This window comes from Variovorax nivicola (assembly GCF_051216475.1).
In the GTDB taxonomy this organism is placed as follows: Bacteria; Pseudomonadota; Gammaproteobacteria; order Burkholderiales; family Burkholderiaceae_C; genus Variovorax.
The window spans coordinates 1,452,536-1,467,454 of sequence record NZ_JBPJZK010000001.1 but is presented as its reverse complement, the minus strand read 5'-3'; the positions used below and the strand labels follow the sequence as shown (position 1 = coordinate 1,467,454).

Genomic DNA, 14,919 nt, shown 5'->3' with positions numbered 1-14,919 from the left:
TTCTCTCGAGTGATCAGGATTGGAGGAAGAAGCGCGCGAGCCAGGCGACCAGCGCGACGGCGAGGAGGAGGGCGACGAAGGCCGTGCCGACAGCAACCACCGGCGGCCGTGCCTCGTCGTGCTGCTCATCGGCTTCGGCGATCTCGTCGCTGTTGGGGATGCGCTGGTCGGCCCAATGGCCAGGGCGCGTGCGGGTAGGCGTGTTCATGGCTTGCCTTTCACCAGCGGCGGGTGAGCGCGGATGCGATCGAAGGTCTTGCGGATGTCCGTCTCGGCGGCGCGCACATAGACGAAGCGCGAGTCCATGAGGCCACCGATGGGGGCGGCCACGGGCGCAGCGACGGAGCGCAGGCGGCGGGTGGTCGCGGTCTTCATGCGAACAGCCCCGGTGCGTCGATGCCGAACACCATGCGGTCGATCAGCCATGCGAAGCCGAACGACACCGCGAGCACCAGCAGCCACACGTAGAGGGTTTGGAGGGCTGCCATCACGATGCAACTCCAGTGGCCAGCATCGCCTTGGCCTTCGCAGCCATGAGCAGATCGATCATGAAGCGCAGCGATGTGATGGTGCTCTCGCCTTGGGCCAGCAGATGCAGCAGCTGTATGCCGGCCTCGGGCGCCGCGGCGATGTAGCGAAAGCGCTCCGCGTCCCGCTCGATGCTGTCGAGCACTGGAGTGAATGTCGCGCTCACAGGCCACCTCGGTTCTGCTGATCGAGCGCGAAGTGGACTTCCACGTCCCTCCATTCGGGAGTGGGCTTCTTCGCGTTCAGCGCGCGGTCGGCTGCGAGACGCTCGGCCTCAGTGACGGGCGGCAGGCGGCCGGAAAAGCTCTGCTTCGCGGGGTCGAGCGGCACGAGATCCCAGTCGGGCACGTGCTGCGGCATCTCGCGGCGGATGACGGGGCCGGAGATTGCGCGGCTCATGGCTTGCACTCCGGCGCCACCTGGTCGAGCGCCTTCACAAGCTTCTCGACGAGGCGGGTGCTCTGGGCCTGGGCTGGGTGCACGTCGTCGGCCATGTCTGCGATCACCACTGGCACCGCGCCCCAGTCGGCGAAGGTCACGCCTTCTTCGGCAGCCACACGGCGCGCGATGGCGTCGTAGGCATCACGGTTCGCCACCGCGACGGCCGCCTGCGAGATGCCCGTCACCACCACCAGCTTGCTCAGCGCTTTCGCGCGCTGCACCATGGCGCGCAGCGGCGCTTCGTAGGGCAGGCTGTTGCCGGCGTCGTTGATGCCCTGCTCGATCACGACGATGTGCGTGTCGATCGCGTCGTTGACCATCACCGGCATGCGCATTTGCGCGTTGTCGCCGGCAACGGAGCGGTCGACCACGCGATACGCCGGGTGCATGCGCTGGATGGCTGCCGCTGGCGGCTCCGCGATTCGGCCTGCCTTGAAGGTCGAGCCGTTCAGGATCGAGTCACCGTAGAGGGTCACGCTGCAGTCGCGCGTCGGCGCTGCAGGTGCAGCTACCGGCGCAGTCGGTCCTGCGACGGGCGCCATTGCCAGCATGGGCAGGCCGCCGCTCGAACCGCCGCCACCTCCACCGCCGCATGCGGCCAGCATGGCGGCGCCCGCCAGTGCAGCGAGATTGAATACGCGGATGATGGCGCTCATGCCGCACCGCCTTCGATGGAAGTACCGAAGGACTGAAGAAACAATCTGCGAACGAGGCGGGCGCGGCCTTCGAACTTCTTGAGGCCGTCGTACTGGTAGCCGTTGTCGAAGTACTGAGTCCAGGCGTCGTAGCTGGAAGCCTGCGTGCTGCTGAGGTGCCATTCGCTCTTGTCGAACAGCTCAGGGACGGTCGCGTAGCAGAGGGCCAACTCGCGGCGGCTCGGCAGGTAGAAGTCCGAGTGCCCGTCGATGACCAAGCCGCCGCTGGCTTCAGCGGCCGGGTGGGAAATCTTGCTGGCGATCAGTGCCTGCGTGTTGGCAAGGCCATCCCATTCGCAGATCGCGCCGGGCTCTTCCTTGCCGTAGCCGCCCCACGCCACATTTTTGATGTCTGCCTGCGGATCGGTCGGGACGATCAAGTGATACGGGGCCTTGCCCGGTGCGCCACGCATGACACCTGCATAGACGCCGCCCTGCTCGGGCCAGAACTCGCCTGGGGCCGGCGGGATGGGGGCGCCGGCCGAGGCCGCTGCGCGGGTGATGTTGGCGAGGTCGGATGCGCTTTGGCGCAGCGTCGCGATGATCGCGTTGACCTGTGCCGCGGGGGCTTGCTGTTCGGTTGCTTCCATGTCCATCTCCGTGTTGAGGTGGATGAATGCTAAGCGCGCTAAGACGAAAAGCAAAGCAAGCTAAGTAAAAACCACTTAGCGCGCTCAGTTATTGGTCGAAAAAATGCCCGCACATGGCGGGCTATAAGCGATGCGCTCGCGGGACGCTAATCAGGCTTCCAGGCGTGGCCGTTGATGCCGCAGTTTCGCTCCAGCCCGGCAAACGATTCGTCGGCGGTGTATTGCCTACTGCGGTAGCCATCGATCACGGTCTGCACGTAGGCGCGGCAGTTCTTTGGGAGCCCTGTTTCCCCGTATTGGGGGCGTGCGTTCGGGTCGAACCGATCGCAGCCGGACAAGGCCAGCGCGGCCAATAGCACTACGCTGGTCACTCGCATTTGAAAAGCACCTCTGCCTCAGGCCAGCCGCCCAATGGGCGCGCCTCGCGCTGCGTCACGTCGATTACACGCACACGCTTGCGGTCGCGCGCGCAGTAGCCATCGGCTTCCTGGATTGCCGCCGTCTTCAGCTGCTCGGTGCGCACGAAGCCGGCGCTTCCCTGGTGCGTGATCTTGTTCAAGCCGTCGGACAGCGGCACCACCCCGGTGGTGGGCGTCGCACAGGCGCAGAGGAGGAGGGCGAGGGAAGCGGCAAGAGTGAATCTCATTGGGGCCTCGTGTGTTGCAAATTGAGAAAAACCAACATTCCGACCCCACGGGCAGGGGTCTGACCTGTACCTGACTTGGAAACGTTCGTAAACAATCGAGGATCGAATTGATAAATTCGTGCCGTCTCCTTGGGCGCTACGCAGCTTCGCGGTTGTCGAGCCCCTGCGTCGGCGGCAACTCCCCCGATAAGCGCTTCGCGATGAGGGGCAAAAGGTCGAGGTTTGCACTCGGATTCGAGATGTAGGTGCTGAGCATCGACACTGCACCTTGTCTGCCTTCCACGGTAGGCGCCAGCTCGATGGCCTTCCCGAGCAATGCCAGTGCATCTGCCAGGCTCAAGGGGGCATTCTCGACTGGTGTTTCGCGGGCCATCTTCGGCCCCAGCCCCTTGGCAAGCCACAGTGCGCTGAACCCGGAGGCGCGCTCCAAGTAGATGGCGGCATCGATCTTTCCGATGGAGTGGATCGTCTTCGTCCCGTGGCCCAGCCATTGGTACACGGCGGATGCGCTCACCCCCGCCGTGGTAGCCACCTTCTCCACATCCCAATGCATCACGTCCATCAGTTCTTGGACGCGCTCGACGAGCGTTTTCATTAAGCAGGATTAGAAACCGGGTTTCACTTAGCATGCTTGTGCGCTATTCACTAAGCGTGCTAAGATTGGGCATGCTCAAAACACAAGCCATTGAACTGCTCGGCGGCACCGTCACGGCCGCCGCGAATGCAGTTGGCATCTCCCCCTCTGCCGTGACTCAGTGGCCGGATGAGCTCCCTCCGCGCATCGAAGACCGCGTTCTCGCGGCGCTGGCGCGCAAGCACTTGCCGCCGGAATTGCTGGGCGAACCGGCTGCCGAGCCCGAACCCAAGGCGGCCTAGATGGCCGTCACCCACCACCACGACCAGCACCAGGTCGGCGCGCAGCCGACGCTGGGAGAGCAGGGGGCCGAGGGCTTCCAGGGCGGCGGTGTGTGCGGTCTTCATGGCTCGAAGTTTTGCCTTCGCGAGCCTCTCAACACCACTCAACTGATTCGAGGACCGTTGTGAACCAACTCGGTTTCCCCTCTGCCGTGACCATTCAGGAGATCACGCGCGAGAAAACATTGGGCGGAGCCATCGGGCTCTGCGTGAAGGCGGCCAGCATGGAGCCCAAGGAGGTCATGGCCGACCTGAAGATGGACAAGGCGCAGTGGTCGCGCTGGGAGTCTGGCGCCGAGGGCGTCATCTGGCCCAAGTTCGAAGCCGTCATGGACTACTGCGGCAACGACGCGCCGCTGCTCTGGATGAACATGGCCCGCGGCTACGACCTGGCCAGCCTGCGCCGGCGCGAAACCGAGCTCGAGCGCGAGCTGCGCATCGCCCAGGAAGAAGTCGCACAGCTGCGTCACGACAAGCGCGTGTTGGTGGAAGCGTTGCGGGGCGCCACAACATGAAGCCCCGCACGTTCTGGACCGAAGAGCAGATCTCGCTGTTGCGCGAGTTCTATCCGCACTTCCACACCTCGAAGGTCGCGCAAGCCGTCGGCCGCTCTGTCGGGCAGTGCTACCAAAAGGCCAAGCAGCTCGGGCTCTCGAAGACCGAGCGCTACCTCGCCTCGGACGATGCATGCCGCGTCAGCGCGAGCCGGCGAACGCCTGCCATGCAGGCAACCCAGTTCAAGCCCGGTCAATCATCGTGGAACAAGGGCCTGCACTACCAGGCCGGCGGCCGCTCTGCTGAAACCCAGTTCAAGCCCGGGCGCGCAGCTCACGAGGCGAGCAACTACGTGCCGATCGGCTCCCTCAAGGTCAGCGGCGACGGATACCTCTACCGCAAGGTCACCGACGACCAGAAGCTCGTACCGGCCCGCCGCTGGGCTGCTGAGCACCGTCTCGTTTGGGAGGCCGAACACGGTCCCATCCCGCAGGGGTATGTCGTGGTCTTCAAGTCAGGGCGGCGCACCACCGTGCTCGAGCTGATCACTCTCGACGTACTCGAGCTCTTGACGCGCACCGAGCTCATGAAGCGCAACACGCTGCACAACCGCTACCCGAAAGAGGTCACCCAGCTCATGCAGCTGAAGGGCGCCATCAATCGGCAGATCAACCGCATCACGAAAGAAAAGCCATGAGCAACCACATCAGCACGGTGCGCCAGCACCTCCTCGACACCCTCGCAGACCTGCGCAACAAGGACAACCCGATGGACATCGACCGGGCCCGCGCCGTGGCCGACGTAGCGAATGTGATCGTGAACACGGCGAAGGTCGAGGTGGACTACCTGAAGGCGACGAACCAGACACACACACCGTTCCTGGAAGTTCCGCCGGACGCCGAGTTCCGCACGATCACCGCCGAGGACGGCAACCTCCCCAACGGCATCAGCAGCATCACGCGCCACCGCATCGCCGGTTGAAGGTTCGAATGACAGAGCCGATGGTCCCGCCAGACTGCGACCTGCGCGGCATGCCCTTCATGCCGCTGCACTGCCAGCGCCTGCTCGACTCCGACCTGTTCAGCATCAGCACAGGCGACGAGTTCAAGGCTGCGGTGGCGCTATGGGCAAAGAGCTGGAACCAAGCACCCGCCGGAAGCCTGCCGAAAGACGAGCGCGTACTGGCCCACCTCTCATCCGCGAAGTCCTGGAAGAAGGTGCGCGAGATGGCCATGCGAGGTTGGGTGCTGTGCACGGATGACCGCTACTACCACCCCCTGATCGCGGAGTACGTGCTGGAAGCTTGGGGTCGGCGCGAAGATTTCCGCGAAGTGCGCGAGACGAAGGAGACGCGACAGCAGCGCTGGCGCGAGAAGGTCAAGCATCTTTCCGGCCTCTTGCGCGCCGCTGGCGTGACCCCTCCAGCCGGCGCATCGCTGGAAAAACTGACATCTCTATGCGCTCAATACGTAGACGGATTTGTAGACGCTCAGGTGTCTACCGGTAGACACTATGTAGACGACCGTGAGATGTCTTTGACAGGGGACAGGGGACAGGGGACAGGGGACAGTAAGAAGACAGAAGACATAGCGCGCGCTCAATCCGATCTTTCCGCGGGCGAGGCATGCAAGGCGATGCGAAAGGCCGGGCTTGCCGACACCAACCCCGCTCATCCCGAACTGCTCACACTGCTCGCCGAGGGCATCACGCTGCCCGAACTCAAGTCCGCTGCAACCACTGCGGCCGACGGCGGCAAAGGTTTCGTCTACGCCCTGCGCACCGCAGCAGGCCGGCGCCGCGATGCCGCCAAGGTCGGAACGCTCCCCGCCGCACCGCCAGGCCGACCACCCGCAACCGAGCCCGACTGGCGCCGCGAACAGCGCGAGCGCATGCAGCAGGCCGCCCCATACGCCGCAGCCCGGCGCGATCAATCCCCACCACAGGAGGCCTTCGATGCGCTCCCCCCCACCTCTGCCTGACGACGTGATCGACCGGCTTTTCTCGGCCCTCGTGCTGCGCTACGGCACACCGTTCCTCGACCGATGGCGCGACCTCAACCTGTCTGCCGTGAAGACCGATTGGGCCATCGAGCTCATGGGCTTCGCCGGCAATCTGGCCGCCATCCGCTACGGGCTCGACCACCTGCCCGAGAAGCCGCCGACCGTCATGGACTTCAAGCGGCTGTGCCACTCGATGCCTGCCGCTGTACAGGCCATCCGGTACGACGGGAACGTGCGCGGGCCCACGGCGCAAGAGGTCGACGCGATGCAGGCGCTGTCGGCCGACATCCGGGCCGGAATGCTGTTCGCCCGGCCAAGCCGAGATTGGGCGCGCAGCGTCATCGACCGCCATGCGAACGGCAGTCATCCGGCAACCCTCACGGCGCTCGTGATGGCTCGCGATGCGCTTGGAGAACCCACCTTCACAGCGGAGGAAGCCCAGCCATGAACACGCCTCAAACCCGGGAGGAAAACCGGAAGTCGCCCCCGCGCTCGCTGCGCTACGCCGAGCCCGATGAGACGCCTCTTTCGGCCGCCGAGATCCTTCACGGCATGCGGCACGGGATCATCTGGCACTCGCCGCCGGTGCTGCCGTCCGCTGCCGATCCCGCGCGCGCCCGCGCGCATTTCGCGGAGGCATCATGACCTACCAACCCGCGCATTCCGAGCTGATCCTGGCCGCGATGACGAGCGGCGTTCCGATGACTGCCGTGCAGATCGCGCAGGCCAGCGGCGTGTCCGTTGGCATCGTCGCGACGTACATGCCGCGGCTATGTATGGCCGCAAAGGCGACGTGCGTGAACCGCAAGCGGCCGATGCAGTACCAGCTGGCCGGCGCTCCAGCCGAAGCCATCGTGAGCCAGGCGCGCCGCACGCAGCCGGTGAGCGTCTTCGACATGGCGAGGCTCGCATGATCACGCTGACCCTCCCGTACCCGGTCAGCGCCAATCGTTACTGGGCCTCGCGCATCATCACCGTCAAGGGCCGACAGATGCCCATGGTCTACGTCACGGAAGACGCGAAGAACTACATCGAGCAGGTGGGCTGGCTGTGCCGCGCCGCCGGCGTTCGCGAACCTCTGGTCGGCCGCTTGCGCGTGACCGTGCAGCTCTACCCGCATCGGCCCCAGGACTGGCAGGCGCGTATGCGCAAGTTCGGTGCGAACTGGGACGACACGGTGCAGTGCATGGACCTGACCAACTGCGAAAAGGTGCTGCTCGACGCGCTCAACACCATCGCCTTCAACGACGACAAGCAGGTGCGCAGCTACATGGCCGAGCGCATGGAGCCCGACGACAAGGGCGCGCGCGTGGTGCTGCGCATCGAGCAGATCGCGCAGCCGGTGGTGCAGGGCGACCTGTTGGGAGCGGTGGCATGAAGATCATCAGCCGGGGCAAGTTGCCCGACCTGCAGCCCATCCAAGCCGAATGCGGCTACTGCCACACCGTGGTCGAGTTCACGCGGCAAGAAGCCCGACACGTTTCCGATCAACGCGACGGCGACTACTACAGCCTGGCATGCCCAGTGTGCAGCAAGGAAATCACGAAGGCGGTGCGCTCATGATCCAACTTGCCCTCGCATTCTTTGGTCTATCCGCGATGTGGATGGCAATGGGCAAGAGCATGCGGGCCCGCAAGTTCGCGCCGCTCGTCGGCCTGTGCGGCCAACCGTTCTGGATCGTCTTCGCGGTGCAGGCCAGCGCTTGGGGTCTGCTCGCCCTATCGCTGGCGTACAGCGCGGTCTACGTGCGCGGCGCATGGGTGCAATGGAGGAAGTCATGAGCGTGTTCGACTGGAAGAACAATCCTTCAGGCATCCACATCGAGGACACCAGCGTGCGGCGTCACAAGGGTGGCACACGAGGCATGCTCAGCAGCCCACTCAGTTCCAGCTGGTGCCAGACGGTCGCGCAATGCGACTTGGCGGGAACCGAGATCCGCGTCTATCCCAGCATTCAAGCCGCCGCGCGTGACCTCAACCTGTGCGCCACGGCTATCTCGCGCTGCGTCAATGGCAAGCGGGCTAGCGTCGGAGGCTTCACGTTCAAGCCGCATGCGCCGATTGGGAGTAGGCGATGAACTGCGGCACCTGCAAGCACTGGAACCTCTCCGCGCCCCTCGGCCAGCACGGCCATGGCACATGCGATGCGCGCACCGATCCCGCGCTGCGCACCGATCCCGCGCTGCGCGCCGGGCTCAGCACCACGCCGGAGAACCACTGCCGCATCGGGCTGTTCGCGAAGGCGACGGTCGAACAGCTGGTGGAGCGCGAGAAGCGAATCGGGGGTGCGACGTGAGCGACTTCAACGCAGCCACCGGCCGCCAAGCCTTTGACCTGCTCTGCGACGAGCGTCTCGGCTACGGCATGAGCCGCCAGGTCTTCAGCTGCCGCCTCGCGCCTGATTGCGTGGTCAAGGTGGAGGAGGGCGCGGGCCAGTTCCAGAACGTCATCGAGTGGGAGACCTGGCAGCGCGTCAAGGACACGCCGGCGAGCCGCTGGTTCGCCGCCTGCAAGTGGATCAGCCCGAATGGAACGTTGCTGGTCATGGAGCGCACGCGCCCCGCGGCGCCGGCGGAGTTCCCCGACAAGCTGCCGCTGTTCCTGTGCGACTTCAAGCGCACCAACTACGGCATGGCCGAGGCCACCGACCGCAACGGCAACCCCGGGAAAGAGTGGTTCGTCTGCCACGACTACGGCACCCACCTAATGTTCGAGAACGGCATGACCAAGCGCATGCGGAAGGTGGAATGGTGGGATGCATGACGCTGCTCTGCCGTCCCAAAGGCCGCGGCAACTGGCGCGTGATCACTATCGGCCTCGACGTGGCCGCCGACCTGTTCACCGTCAAGTGTGGCGACGTGCTCCACCTCGGCACGATGGTGCTGCGAGTGGTCGAGATTCGAGTTTGAAGCCTATGAGCACCATGACCCTCATCGACGACTGGCGCGCCCGCCGAGCTGCTGCCCGTGCGGCGCGCACCAAGGCCAGCGCCGAGCCCACGCAGCATGTTGTGCGCGAGAAGGCTCGCATCGAAGCGCTCGACGGCAAGCTTAATCGCCTGCTCGCATGCTGGTACGAGTGGACCCTCGGCTACTCGCACACGCGCGGCTACAGCGGCAGCGATTCGACCTGCCGCGACTACAGCACCCCAACGCATTGGGACTGGCGCAACGGCGCCGAGGACGAGCGCGCCGAGCAGGAGCGCATGCGCGGCGTCGATGCTGCGCTCAAGCGCGTGCCGAACACGCCGAGGAAGTGGCGGCTTGCGCTGGAGATCCAGGCGATGAACCTGCACAGCGAGGCGGCCGTCTGGTCGTCCGGCCGGCTGCCATCCGGCGACGAGCTCACCGTGCTGCTGCTCGAAGCCCGCAACATGCTGCTGCGCGAGCTGCAGGCCGAAGGGGTGATGACGTGAGATTGACGCTATGCAGCAATCTCGGTTACATTCCGCCCCGGTGGGCGAAGCCTGCCTGTCACATTTCCAAGCCGCCCGCCGAGGCGGCTTTTTCGTTTCCCCCTCCGACTCACCCCCGGCGAACAGCATCAGCCTCGCGTGCTGGCGCGGCGGGAAAACCGCGCCGGATTCTCACCATTCGCACTCAATGGGCGCGAGTGCTGACCGCACAGGCCCAGCGCTTCGGCGTCAGTCGGATGGGCCGACTTCGGATAAGCCCAAGGGAGCCCCGACCATGAACACAACTTTCAAGGGGTCTTGCCGTGGGTAAGGTCACGGTCAAGCCCGGCGAGGCGGAAGCCATCCTCAACGCCTTCGGCTTGGAGGCCCTGTGCGACAGGCTGGTGGCCGGCGAGACACAGACCGCGATCTGCAATTCGCTGGGCGTCATGCGAGGTTCGCTTAGCCGCTGGGTGTCGCTGGATTCTGAGCGCCAGGCGCGCGTACGAGAGGCGCGCATCGAAGCAGCGCAGGCGTTCGACGACCTGGCCGAAGCCGCGATCAAGTCAGCCCGCGGCAAGGACGGCATCGCCAAGGCCCGCGAACTGGCGCACCACTACCGCTGGAGAGCATCGAAGGCCAATCCTCGCGAGTACGGCGAGAAGCTAGAGATCGAGCAGAACACGACCATCATCAACCTGAGCGACGAGGAGATCGCTCGGCGCGCGGCGAAGATTCGCGCAGACCTGGCAGCCCAAGCGCAACCTGTTGACGGGACGGCATCGCAGTGAATGCGCCCCTCACTCCCGGCCAGGTGCGCGCTTTGCAGCTTGAGGAACTGGCGCTGCTCGAAGAGATGCACCGCCGTGCGCTCGGCAACCGGCTGAACACCTATCGGTCGTACCCGAAGCAGCAGGAGTTCCACGCGGCCGGCAAGACCTACCGCGAGCGCCTGCTCAAGGCCGGCAACCAGCTCGGCAAGACGTGGAGCGCGGCATTCGAGACGGCCATGCATCTCACCGGGCGCTATCCCGACTGGTGGGAGGGCCGCACCTGGGACCGCGCTGTCAGCGGATGGGCGGCCGGCGTGACCAACGAGGTGACGCGCGACTCGTTGCAACTGCTGCTGTGCGGAAAGATCGAGAACGTAGGCACGGGCACCATCCCGCGCGACGCCATCAAGGACTTCAACCGGCGCTCCGGTGTGCAGGACGCCATCGAGACCATCGTGGTGCGCCACGGCGGCGGCGGCGACGTGCAGGCCGGTGAGTCGGTGCTGGGGATCAAGAGCTACGAGCAGGGCCGCGCGAAGTTCCAGGCCGCCACCCTCGATTTCGTGTGGCTGGACGAGGAACCGGCTCTCGACATTTACACCGAGTCGCTGACCCGGACGAACGCCACGAACGGCATCGTCTACATGACCTTCACACCCCTGATGGGCATGACCGACACCGTGAAGCGATTCCTGATCGACAAGCCGCCCGGCACGCATGTCACCACGATGACGATCCATGACGCGCTGCACTACACGCCAGAGCAGCGCGCCGCGATCATCGCCAGCTACCCAGCACACGAGCGCGAGGCCCGCGTCAATGGTGTGCCCACGCTGGGAAGCGGGCGTATCTTCCCGATCGACGAAGCGCTGATCAAGGTTCCAGCCTTCGAGATCCCGCGGCATTGGGCGCAGATCGGCGGACTGGATTTCGGCTGGGATCACCCGAGCGCCGCGGTCAACGTGGCCTGGGACCGAGACGCTGACATCGTGTACGTCACAAAGGCGCATCGGCAGAAGGAGCAGACCCCGCTGATGTTCGCGGCGACGCTGAAGCCATGGGGCGACTGGCTGCCGTGGGCGTGGCCGCATGACGGACTGCAGCACGACAAGGGCTCCGGCCAGGCGCTGCGCGATCAGTACGAGGCGCAGGGCCTGAGCATGCTCAAGGACAAGGCCACCCATCCGCCGGCGGATGGCGAGGAAGAGGGCACCGGCGGCAACGGTGTCGAGGCCGGGGTGCTTGAGCTGCTCGACCGCATGCAGTCGGGCCGATTCAAGGTCTTCGACCACCTGAACGACTGGTTCGAAGAGTTCCGCATGTACCACCGCAAGGACGGAAAGATCGTGAAGCTCGGCGACGACCTGATGAGCGCCACGCGCTACGCCGACATGATGAAACGGCACGCGATCACGAAGCCGCAGCCGTCCAAACCACTCACCTACCGCAGCAACCGAATGCTGGCCTGACCAGCGAGAAAGGCACCCATGACCGACACCGCCGAAGCGACCACCACCGAGATCGCGCGCAGCGAACTCCACACCTATCCCGACGGCTCGGCTGTGGTGGGCACGCCGCCATGGCCCGAGAAGTCGCCCAAGCAGATCGCAGCTGAAGCCGCAGAGCGCGTTGGTGTGCCAGCCGAGGAGCCGGCGCCCGCCCCGGTCCCGCAGACCTCGAATGTCGTAACGGCCGACCAAGTGGAATCCTCGCCCGAGCCGCAGCCGGTTGAGCCCACGCCCGCCGAGCTCGAAACCATCGCCGAGCAGATCGAGCCCGCAGCCGCCCCGGCTCCCATTGCCGCGCCCGCACCGACCAGCTCGCGCAAGCGCTAAGCCATGGCGAAGATGGAAGACACCACCCTCCTGAGCATGCTGCAGGAGCTGGAGGAGAACTCCGCCCAGTTCGTCTGGGGCACGCTCGCGCAAGAACGGCGCGTGGCGGCCAAGGAGTACTACCGCCAGCCCTACGGCAACGAGGAGGATGGCTGGTCATCCATCGTCACGTCGGAGGTGCAGGACACCGTCGAGTGGATCCTGCCGGACCTCATAGACATGTTCCTGAGCAGCGACGACGCCGTGATCTTCGAGCCCACGCAGGCCGCAGACTCGAAGGGCGCCGAGCAGGCCACCGATGCTGCCAACTATGTTTTCTATAAGCAGAACAACGGCTTCCTAACGCTCTACACCGCGTTCAAGGACGCGCTGATGTTCAAGAACTGCGCGGTGCACTGGCGCAAAGAGACGCTGCGCACCAATCGCAAGGAGCGCGTGAACGGCGCCACCGCCGAGATGATCGCGTACCTCCAAAAGGAACGCGGCGCCAAGATCGCGGCGGCCGAGGAGACCGAGCCGCAGCCGCTGGTCGACCAGATGGGCATGCCTGTGCTCGATGCAGACGGCCAGCCGATCATGCAGACCTTGATCAACGCCCTCGTGTCGGTGCCCACCGAGCGCCGCGTGATCAAGATCGATGCCTTCGAGCCCGACAACCTGCTGATCCAACGCGATTGGACCAGCCCGATGCTCGCGGATTGCCCCTACGTGGCGCGCAACCTCGAAGTGACGCTCTCCGACCTCAAGCAAATGGGGTTCGACGACGTGGAAGCCGAAGAGCTGGCCGCCAGCACGCAGCCAGGTGTCGGCGAATCCATCGAGCAGCGCCGCAGCCGCCGCGGCCTCACCAACGAACTCAACGACCCCATCAACGAGGTGTCCGTCGACGACGAGAGCCTGACGCGCGGCTATCTGCGCATCGAATGGGTTCTGGTCGACTACGACGACGACGGCATTGCCGAGCGCCGCGAGATCTACCGGCTCAACGACAAGATCCTGAGCAACGAGGAATGCGACGAGGTTCCGGTATCGACCGGTTCGCCGCTGCTGGTGCAGCACCGCTGGGACGGTATGAGCGTGGCCGAGATCATGAGCGACCTGCAGATGCTCAAGACTGAGTTGACGCGCGGCGTGGTGAACAACGCCTATGCCTCCAACAACCCGCGCAAGATGGTGCTGGTGGACAAGCAGGGTGCGCCGCAGGCCGATGTCGACGACCTGCTCGACGGGCGGCCAGGTGGTCATATCCGCATCAAGTCGCTCAATGCCGTCACGATGGAGCCAACCTCTTTCACGGGCAACCAGATGTTCCCGCTGCTGGAGTACGTCGACCAGATGGGCGAGAAGCGCATCGGCGTGTCGAAGCAGCAACAGGGCCTCGACCCCAACGCACTGCGGCCCGACCGCACGGCTGCCGAAGTCATGATGACGGCCAACGCGGCCAAGGCCCGCATCAAGCTGATTGCGCGCATCCTGGCCGAGACGGTGGTGAAGCCGATCTTTAAGGGCGTGCTGCGTCTGCTGACCGAGGGCGATATGCAGCCGCTGGCGTTCAAGCTGCGCGGCGAGTTCGTCGAGCTTGATCCGAACGAATGGAACGACGGCTATGACATGACCGTGAATGTCGGCCTTGGCACCGGCGACAAGGACAAACAGCTCGCGGTGCTGGGCAAGGTCTTCGAGACGCAGATGGGCCTCGCGCAGAGCCCGCTGGGCGAGATGATGGTCACGCCGCACCAGATCTACACCACGCAGGCCAAGATGATCGCGCTGGGCGGCTTCAAGAATGTGGGCGACTTCCTGAAAGACCCGGGCGAGGCACCGCTGCCAGGCCGGCCGCAGCAACCGCCAGATCCGGCGCTGCAGATTGCGCAGATCAAAGCTCAGTCGCAGCAACAGATCGAGATGGTGAAGCTGCAGGCTCAGGCCCAATCGAAGCAGATGGAACTTGATCAGCAGGCCGCGCTCGAGCGCCAGCGCATGCAGTTGCAGGCCGAGGTCGACAACAACCGACAGCGCGCCGAAGCCGAGCAGCACGCGCTCAAGATTCGCAACGAGGCTGATCTGGCCGCCATGCGCGCCCAGTATGAAGACCTGTCCCACCAGCGCGAGCAGTCGCGCCGCTGGGATGAGGCTCAGCTCGCAGCCGCCACCAAGATCCAAGTGGCCACTGTCATGTCGAAGGACAAGGTTTCCGACCCGGCAACGGCTGCGGCCACCAACGAAATCGCCACCGAGGTGACGCAATGACCACGCCCAACAACCAGCAGATCTCCGACATGGGCGAAGACGCCCGCCGCGTGCTGGAAAGCCCAGCATTCAACGAAGCGCTGCGCCTGATGGCCGAGGATGCCGTCGAGCGCATCAAGGCATGTCCCATCCGCGACCGCGAGGGCCTGCTGCTGCTGGCCCAGGCCGCGCGGCTCACCGACAAGGTGGCTGAGACGCTGCGCGGCATGTTGGAGGCCGGGAAGATGGCAAGCGCCCAGATCGACATCGACACCGCACGCAACGAGTCGCGCATGAAACGCGCACTACGCAAGATTTCATAGGCCCACACCAGCCTCTTTGGGCTCCGCAGCGATGCGTCCCGTGTCTACCCCCTGGT

31 protein-coding genes are annotated in these 14,919 nt (G+C 65.1%); 22 read left to right on the top strand and 9 right to left on the bottom strand.

What is annotated here, in order from left to right:
• Nucleotides 1-13: 13 nt before the first annotated feature.
• From ACSFBF_RS07075 to ACSFBF_RS07035, 9 genes are all read right to left on the bottom strand, one after another.
• Entirely contained in the window at nucleotides 14-208 is a 195-nt protein-coding gene (locus ACSFBF_RS07075; RefSeq protein ID WP_435465604.1) for a hypothetical protein, read from the bottom strand.
• The gene (locus ACSFBF_RS07070) at nucleotides 205-375 is read right to left on the bottom strand and encodes a hypothetical protein (protein WP_435465603.1); all 171 of its coding nucleotides are present in this window, start codon (nucleotides 373-375) and stop codon (nucleotides 205-207) included. Before ACSFBF_RS07070 ends, ACSFBF_RS07075 begins: the two co-directional genes overlap by 4 nt.
• A 112-nt stretch (nucleotides 376-487) precedes the next feature.
• Nucleotides 488-694, bottom strand: a complete 207-nt coding sequence (locus tag ACSFBF_RS07065; RefSeq protein WP_435465602.1) for a hypothetical protein — start codon at nucleotides 692-694, stop codon at nucleotides 488-490.
• Nucleotides 691-927: a hypothetical protein gene (locus tag ACSFBF_RS07060; RefSeq protein ID WP_435465601.1), complete on the bottom strand. Its 237-nt coding sequence runs from the start codon at nucleotides 925-927 to the stop codon at nucleotides 691-693. Before ACSFBF_RS07060 ends, ACSFBF_RS07065 begins: the two co-directional genes overlap by 4 nt.
• Nucleotides 924-1,625, bottom strand: a complete 702-nt coding sequence (locus ACSFBF_RS07055; RefSeq protein ID WP_435465600.1) for an SGNH/GDSL hydrolase family protein — start codon at nucleotides 1,623-1,625, stop codon at nucleotides 924-926. Before ACSFBF_RS07055 ends, ACSFBF_RS07060 begins: the two co-directional genes overlap by 4 nt.
• The gene (locus tag ACSFBF_RS07050; protein ID WP_435465599.1) at nucleotides 1,622-2,254 is read right to left on the bottom strand and encodes an Lcl C-terminal domain-containing protein; all 633 of its coding nucleotides are present in this window, start codon (nucleotides 2,252-2,254) and stop codon (nucleotides 1,622-1,624) included. Before ACSFBF_RS07050 ends, ACSFBF_RS07055 begins: the two co-directional genes overlap by 4 nt.
• A 146-nt stretch (nucleotides 2,255-2,400) precedes the next feature.
• The gene (locus ACSFBF_RS07045; RefSeq protein WP_435465598.1) at nucleotides 2,401-2,631 is read right to left on the bottom strand and encodes a hypothetical protein; all 231 of its coding nucleotides are present in this window, start codon (nucleotides 2,629-2,631) and stop codon (nucleotides 2,401-2,403) included.
• Complete coding sequence (locus ACSFBF_RS07040) at nucleotides 2,622-2,900, bottom strand: hypothetical protein (protein ID WP_435465597.1); 279 nt, start codon at nucleotides 2,898-2,900, stop codon at nucleotides 2,622-2,624. The genes ACSFBF_RS07045 and ACSFBF_RS07040 overlap by 10 nt, the downstream gene beginning before the upstream one ends.
• A 136-nt stretch (nucleotides 2,901-3,036) precedes the next feature.
• Nucleotides 3,037-3,495 (bottom strand): hypothetical protein, encoded by a 459-nt coding sequence (locus ACSFBF_RS07035; RefSeq protein ID WP_435465596.1) that lies wholly within the window; start codon nucleotides 3,493-3,495, stop codon nucleotides 3,037-3,039.
• Between the two features lie 71 nt (nucleotides 3,496-3,566).
• Here ACSFBF_RS07035 and ACSFBF_RS07030 point away from each other — a divergent pair, with 71 nt between their 5' ends.
• The 22 genes from ACSFBF_RS07030 (at nucleotide 3,567) to ACSFBF_RS06925 (ending at nucleotide 14,863) form a co-directional block, all read left to right on the top strand.
• A complete protein-coding gene (locus ACSFBF_RS07030; RefSeq protein WP_435465595.1) occupies nucleotides 3,567-3,776 on the top strand; it encodes a Cro/CI family transcriptional regulator in 210 nt (69 codons plus the stop codon).
• Nucleotides 3,777-3,944, top strand: coding sequence for a hypothetical protein (locus ACSFBF_RS07025; protein WP_435465594.1), 168 nt, complete (start codon nucleotides 3,777-3,779; stop codon nucleotides 3,942-3,944).
• The gene (locus tag ACSFBF_RS07020; RefSeq protein ID WP_435465593.1) at nucleotides 3,941-4,330 is read left to right on the top strand and encodes a hypothetical protein; all 390 of its coding nucleotides are present in this window, start codon (nucleotides 3,941-3,943) and stop codon (nucleotides 4,328-4,330) included. Before ACSFBF_RS07025 ends, ACSFBF_RS07020 begins: the two co-directional genes overlap by 4 nt.
• Nucleotides 4,327-5,007: an HNH endonuclease signature motif containing protein gene (locus ACSFBF_RS07015; protein ID WP_435465592.1), complete on the top strand. Its 681-nt coding sequence runs from the start codon at nucleotides 4,327-4,329 to the stop codon at nucleotides 5,005-5,007. Before ACSFBF_RS07020 ends, ACSFBF_RS07015 begins: the two co-directional genes overlap by 4 nt.
• Complete coding sequence (locus ACSFBF_RS07010; protein WP_435465591.1) at nucleotides 5,004-5,291, top strand: hypothetical protein; 288 nt, start codon at nucleotides 5,004-5,006, stop codon at nucleotides 5,289-5,291. Before ACSFBF_RS07015 ends, ACSFBF_RS07010 begins: the two co-directional genes overlap by 4 nt.
• Nucleotides 5,292-5,299: 8 nt before the next feature.
• Nucleotides 5,300-6,289 carry a DUF1376 domain-containing protein gene (locus ACSFBF_RS07005; protein ID WP_435465590.1) on the top strand — a complete coding sequence of 330 codons (990 nt, stop codon included), beginning with the start codon at nucleotides 5,300-5,302 and terminating at the stop codon, nucleotides 6,287-6,289.
• Nucleotides 6,264-6,758: a hypothetical protein gene (locus ACSFBF_RS07000; RefSeq protein ID WP_435465589.1), complete on the top strand. Its 495-nt coding sequence runs from the start codon at nucleotides 6,264-6,266 to the stop codon at nucleotides 6,756-6,758. Before ACSFBF_RS07005 ends, ACSFBF_RS07000 begins: the two co-directional genes overlap by 26 nt.
• The gene (locus tag ACSFBF_RS06995; protein ID WP_435465588.1) at nucleotides 6,755-6,955 is read left to right on the top strand and encodes a hypothetical protein; all 201 of its coding nucleotides are present in this window, start codon (nucleotides 6,755-6,757) and stop codon (nucleotides 6,953-6,955) included. The genes ACSFBF_RS07000 and ACSFBF_RS06995 overlap by 4 nt, the downstream gene beginning before the upstream one ends.
• Nucleotides 6,952-7,224 (top strand): hypothetical protein, encoded by a 273-nt coding sequence (locus ACSFBF_RS06990; RefSeq protein WP_435465587.1) that lies wholly within the window; start codon nucleotides 6,952-6,954, stop codon nucleotides 7,222-7,224. The genes ACSFBF_RS06995 and ACSFBF_RS06990 overlap by 4 nt, the downstream gene beginning before the upstream one ends.
• Nucleotides 7,221-7,688, top strand: coding sequence for a RusA family crossover junction endodeoxyribonuclease (locus ACSFBF_RS06985; protein WP_435465586.1), 468 nt, complete (start codon nucleotides 7,221-7,223; stop codon nucleotides 7,686-7,688). The genes ACSFBF_RS06990 and ACSFBF_RS06985 overlap by 4 nt, the downstream gene beginning before the upstream one ends.
• Entirely contained in the window at nucleotides 7,685-7,873 is a 189-nt protein-coding gene (locus ACSFBF_RS06980) for a hypothetical protein (protein ID WP_435465585.1), read from the top strand. The genes ACSFBF_RS06985 and ACSFBF_RS06980 overlap by 4 nt, the downstream gene beginning before the upstream one ends.
• Nucleotides 7,870-8,091, top strand: a complete 222-nt coding sequence (locus tag ACSFBF_RS06975; RefSeq protein WP_435465584.1) for a hypothetical protein — start codon at nucleotides 7,870-7,872, stop codon at nucleotides 8,089-8,091. The genes ACSFBF_RS06980 and ACSFBF_RS06975 overlap by 4 nt, the downstream gene beginning before the upstream one ends.
• Entirely contained in the window at nucleotides 8,088-8,387 is a 300-nt protein-coding gene (locus ACSFBF_RS06970) for an NUMOD1 domain-containing DNA-binding protein (protein WP_435465583.1), read from the top strand. The genes ACSFBF_RS06975 and ACSFBF_RS06970 overlap by 4 nt, the downstream gene beginning before the upstream one ends.
• Complete coding sequence (locus ACSFBF_RS06965) at nucleotides 8,384-8,605, top strand: hypothetical protein (RefSeq protein ID WP_435465582.1); 222 nt, start codon at nucleotides 8,384-8,386, stop codon at nucleotides 8,603-8,605. The genes ACSFBF_RS06970 and ACSFBF_RS06965 overlap by 4 nt, the downstream gene beginning before the upstream one ends.
• Complete coding sequence (locus ACSFBF_RS06960; RefSeq protein WP_435465581.1) at nucleotides 8,602-9,072, top strand: hypothetical protein; 471 nt, start codon at nucleotides 8,602-8,604, stop codon at nucleotides 9,070-9,072. Before ACSFBF_RS06965 ends, ACSFBF_RS06960 begins: the two co-directional genes overlap by 4 nt.
• The gene (locus ACSFBF_RS06955; RefSeq protein WP_435465580.1) at nucleotides 9,069-9,218 is read left to right on the top strand and encodes a hypothetical protein; all 150 of its coding nucleotides are present in this window, start codon (nucleotides 9,069-9,071) and stop codon (nucleotides 9,216-9,218) included. Before ACSFBF_RS06960 ends, ACSFBF_RS06955 begins: the two co-directional genes overlap by 4 nt.
• Nucleotides 9,219-9,223: 5 nt before the next feature.
• The gene (locus tag ACSFBF_RS06950) at nucleotides 9,224-9,724 is read left to right on the top strand and encodes a hypothetical protein (protein WP_435465579.1); all 501 of its coding nucleotides are present in this window, start codon (nucleotides 9,224-9,226) and stop codon (nucleotides 9,722-9,724) included.
• Between the two features lie 302 nt (nucleotides 9,725-10,026).
• Nucleotides 10,027-10,494, top strand: coding sequence for a terminase small subunit-like protein (locus ACSFBF_RS06945; RefSeq protein ID WP_435465578.1), 468 nt, complete (start codon nucleotides 10,027-10,029; stop codon nucleotides 10,492-10,494).
• Nucleotides 10,491-11,945, top strand: coding sequence for a terminase large subunit domain-containing protein (locus ACSFBF_RS06940; RefSeq protein WP_435465577.1), 1,455 nt, complete (start codon nucleotides 10,491-10,493; stop codon nucleotides 11,943-11,945). Before ACSFBF_RS06945 ends, ACSFBF_RS06940 begins: the two co-directional genes overlap by 4 nt.
• An 18-nt stretch (nucleotides 11,946-11,963) precedes the next feature.
• Nucleotides 11,964-12,311, top strand: a complete 348-nt coding sequence (locus ACSFBF_RS06935) for a hypothetical protein (protein WP_435465576.1) — start codon at nucleotides 11,964-11,966, stop codon at nucleotides 12,309-12,311.
• 3 nt (nucleotides 12,312-12,314) lie between these two features.
• A complete protein-coding gene (locus tag ACSFBF_RS06930; protein ID WP_435465575.1) occupies nucleotides 12,315-14,561 on the top strand; it encodes a portal protein in 2,247 nt (748 codons plus the stop codon).
• Nucleotides 14,558-14,863, top strand: a complete 306-nt coding sequence (locus tag ACSFBF_RS06925; RefSeq protein WP_435465574.1) for a hypothetical protein — start codon at nucleotides 14,558-14,560, stop codon at nucleotides 14,861-14,863. Before ACSFBF_RS06930 ends, ACSFBF_RS06925 begins: the two co-directional genes overlap by 4 nt.
• The last annotated feature ends 56 nt before the right edge of the window (nucleotides 14,864-14,919 follow it).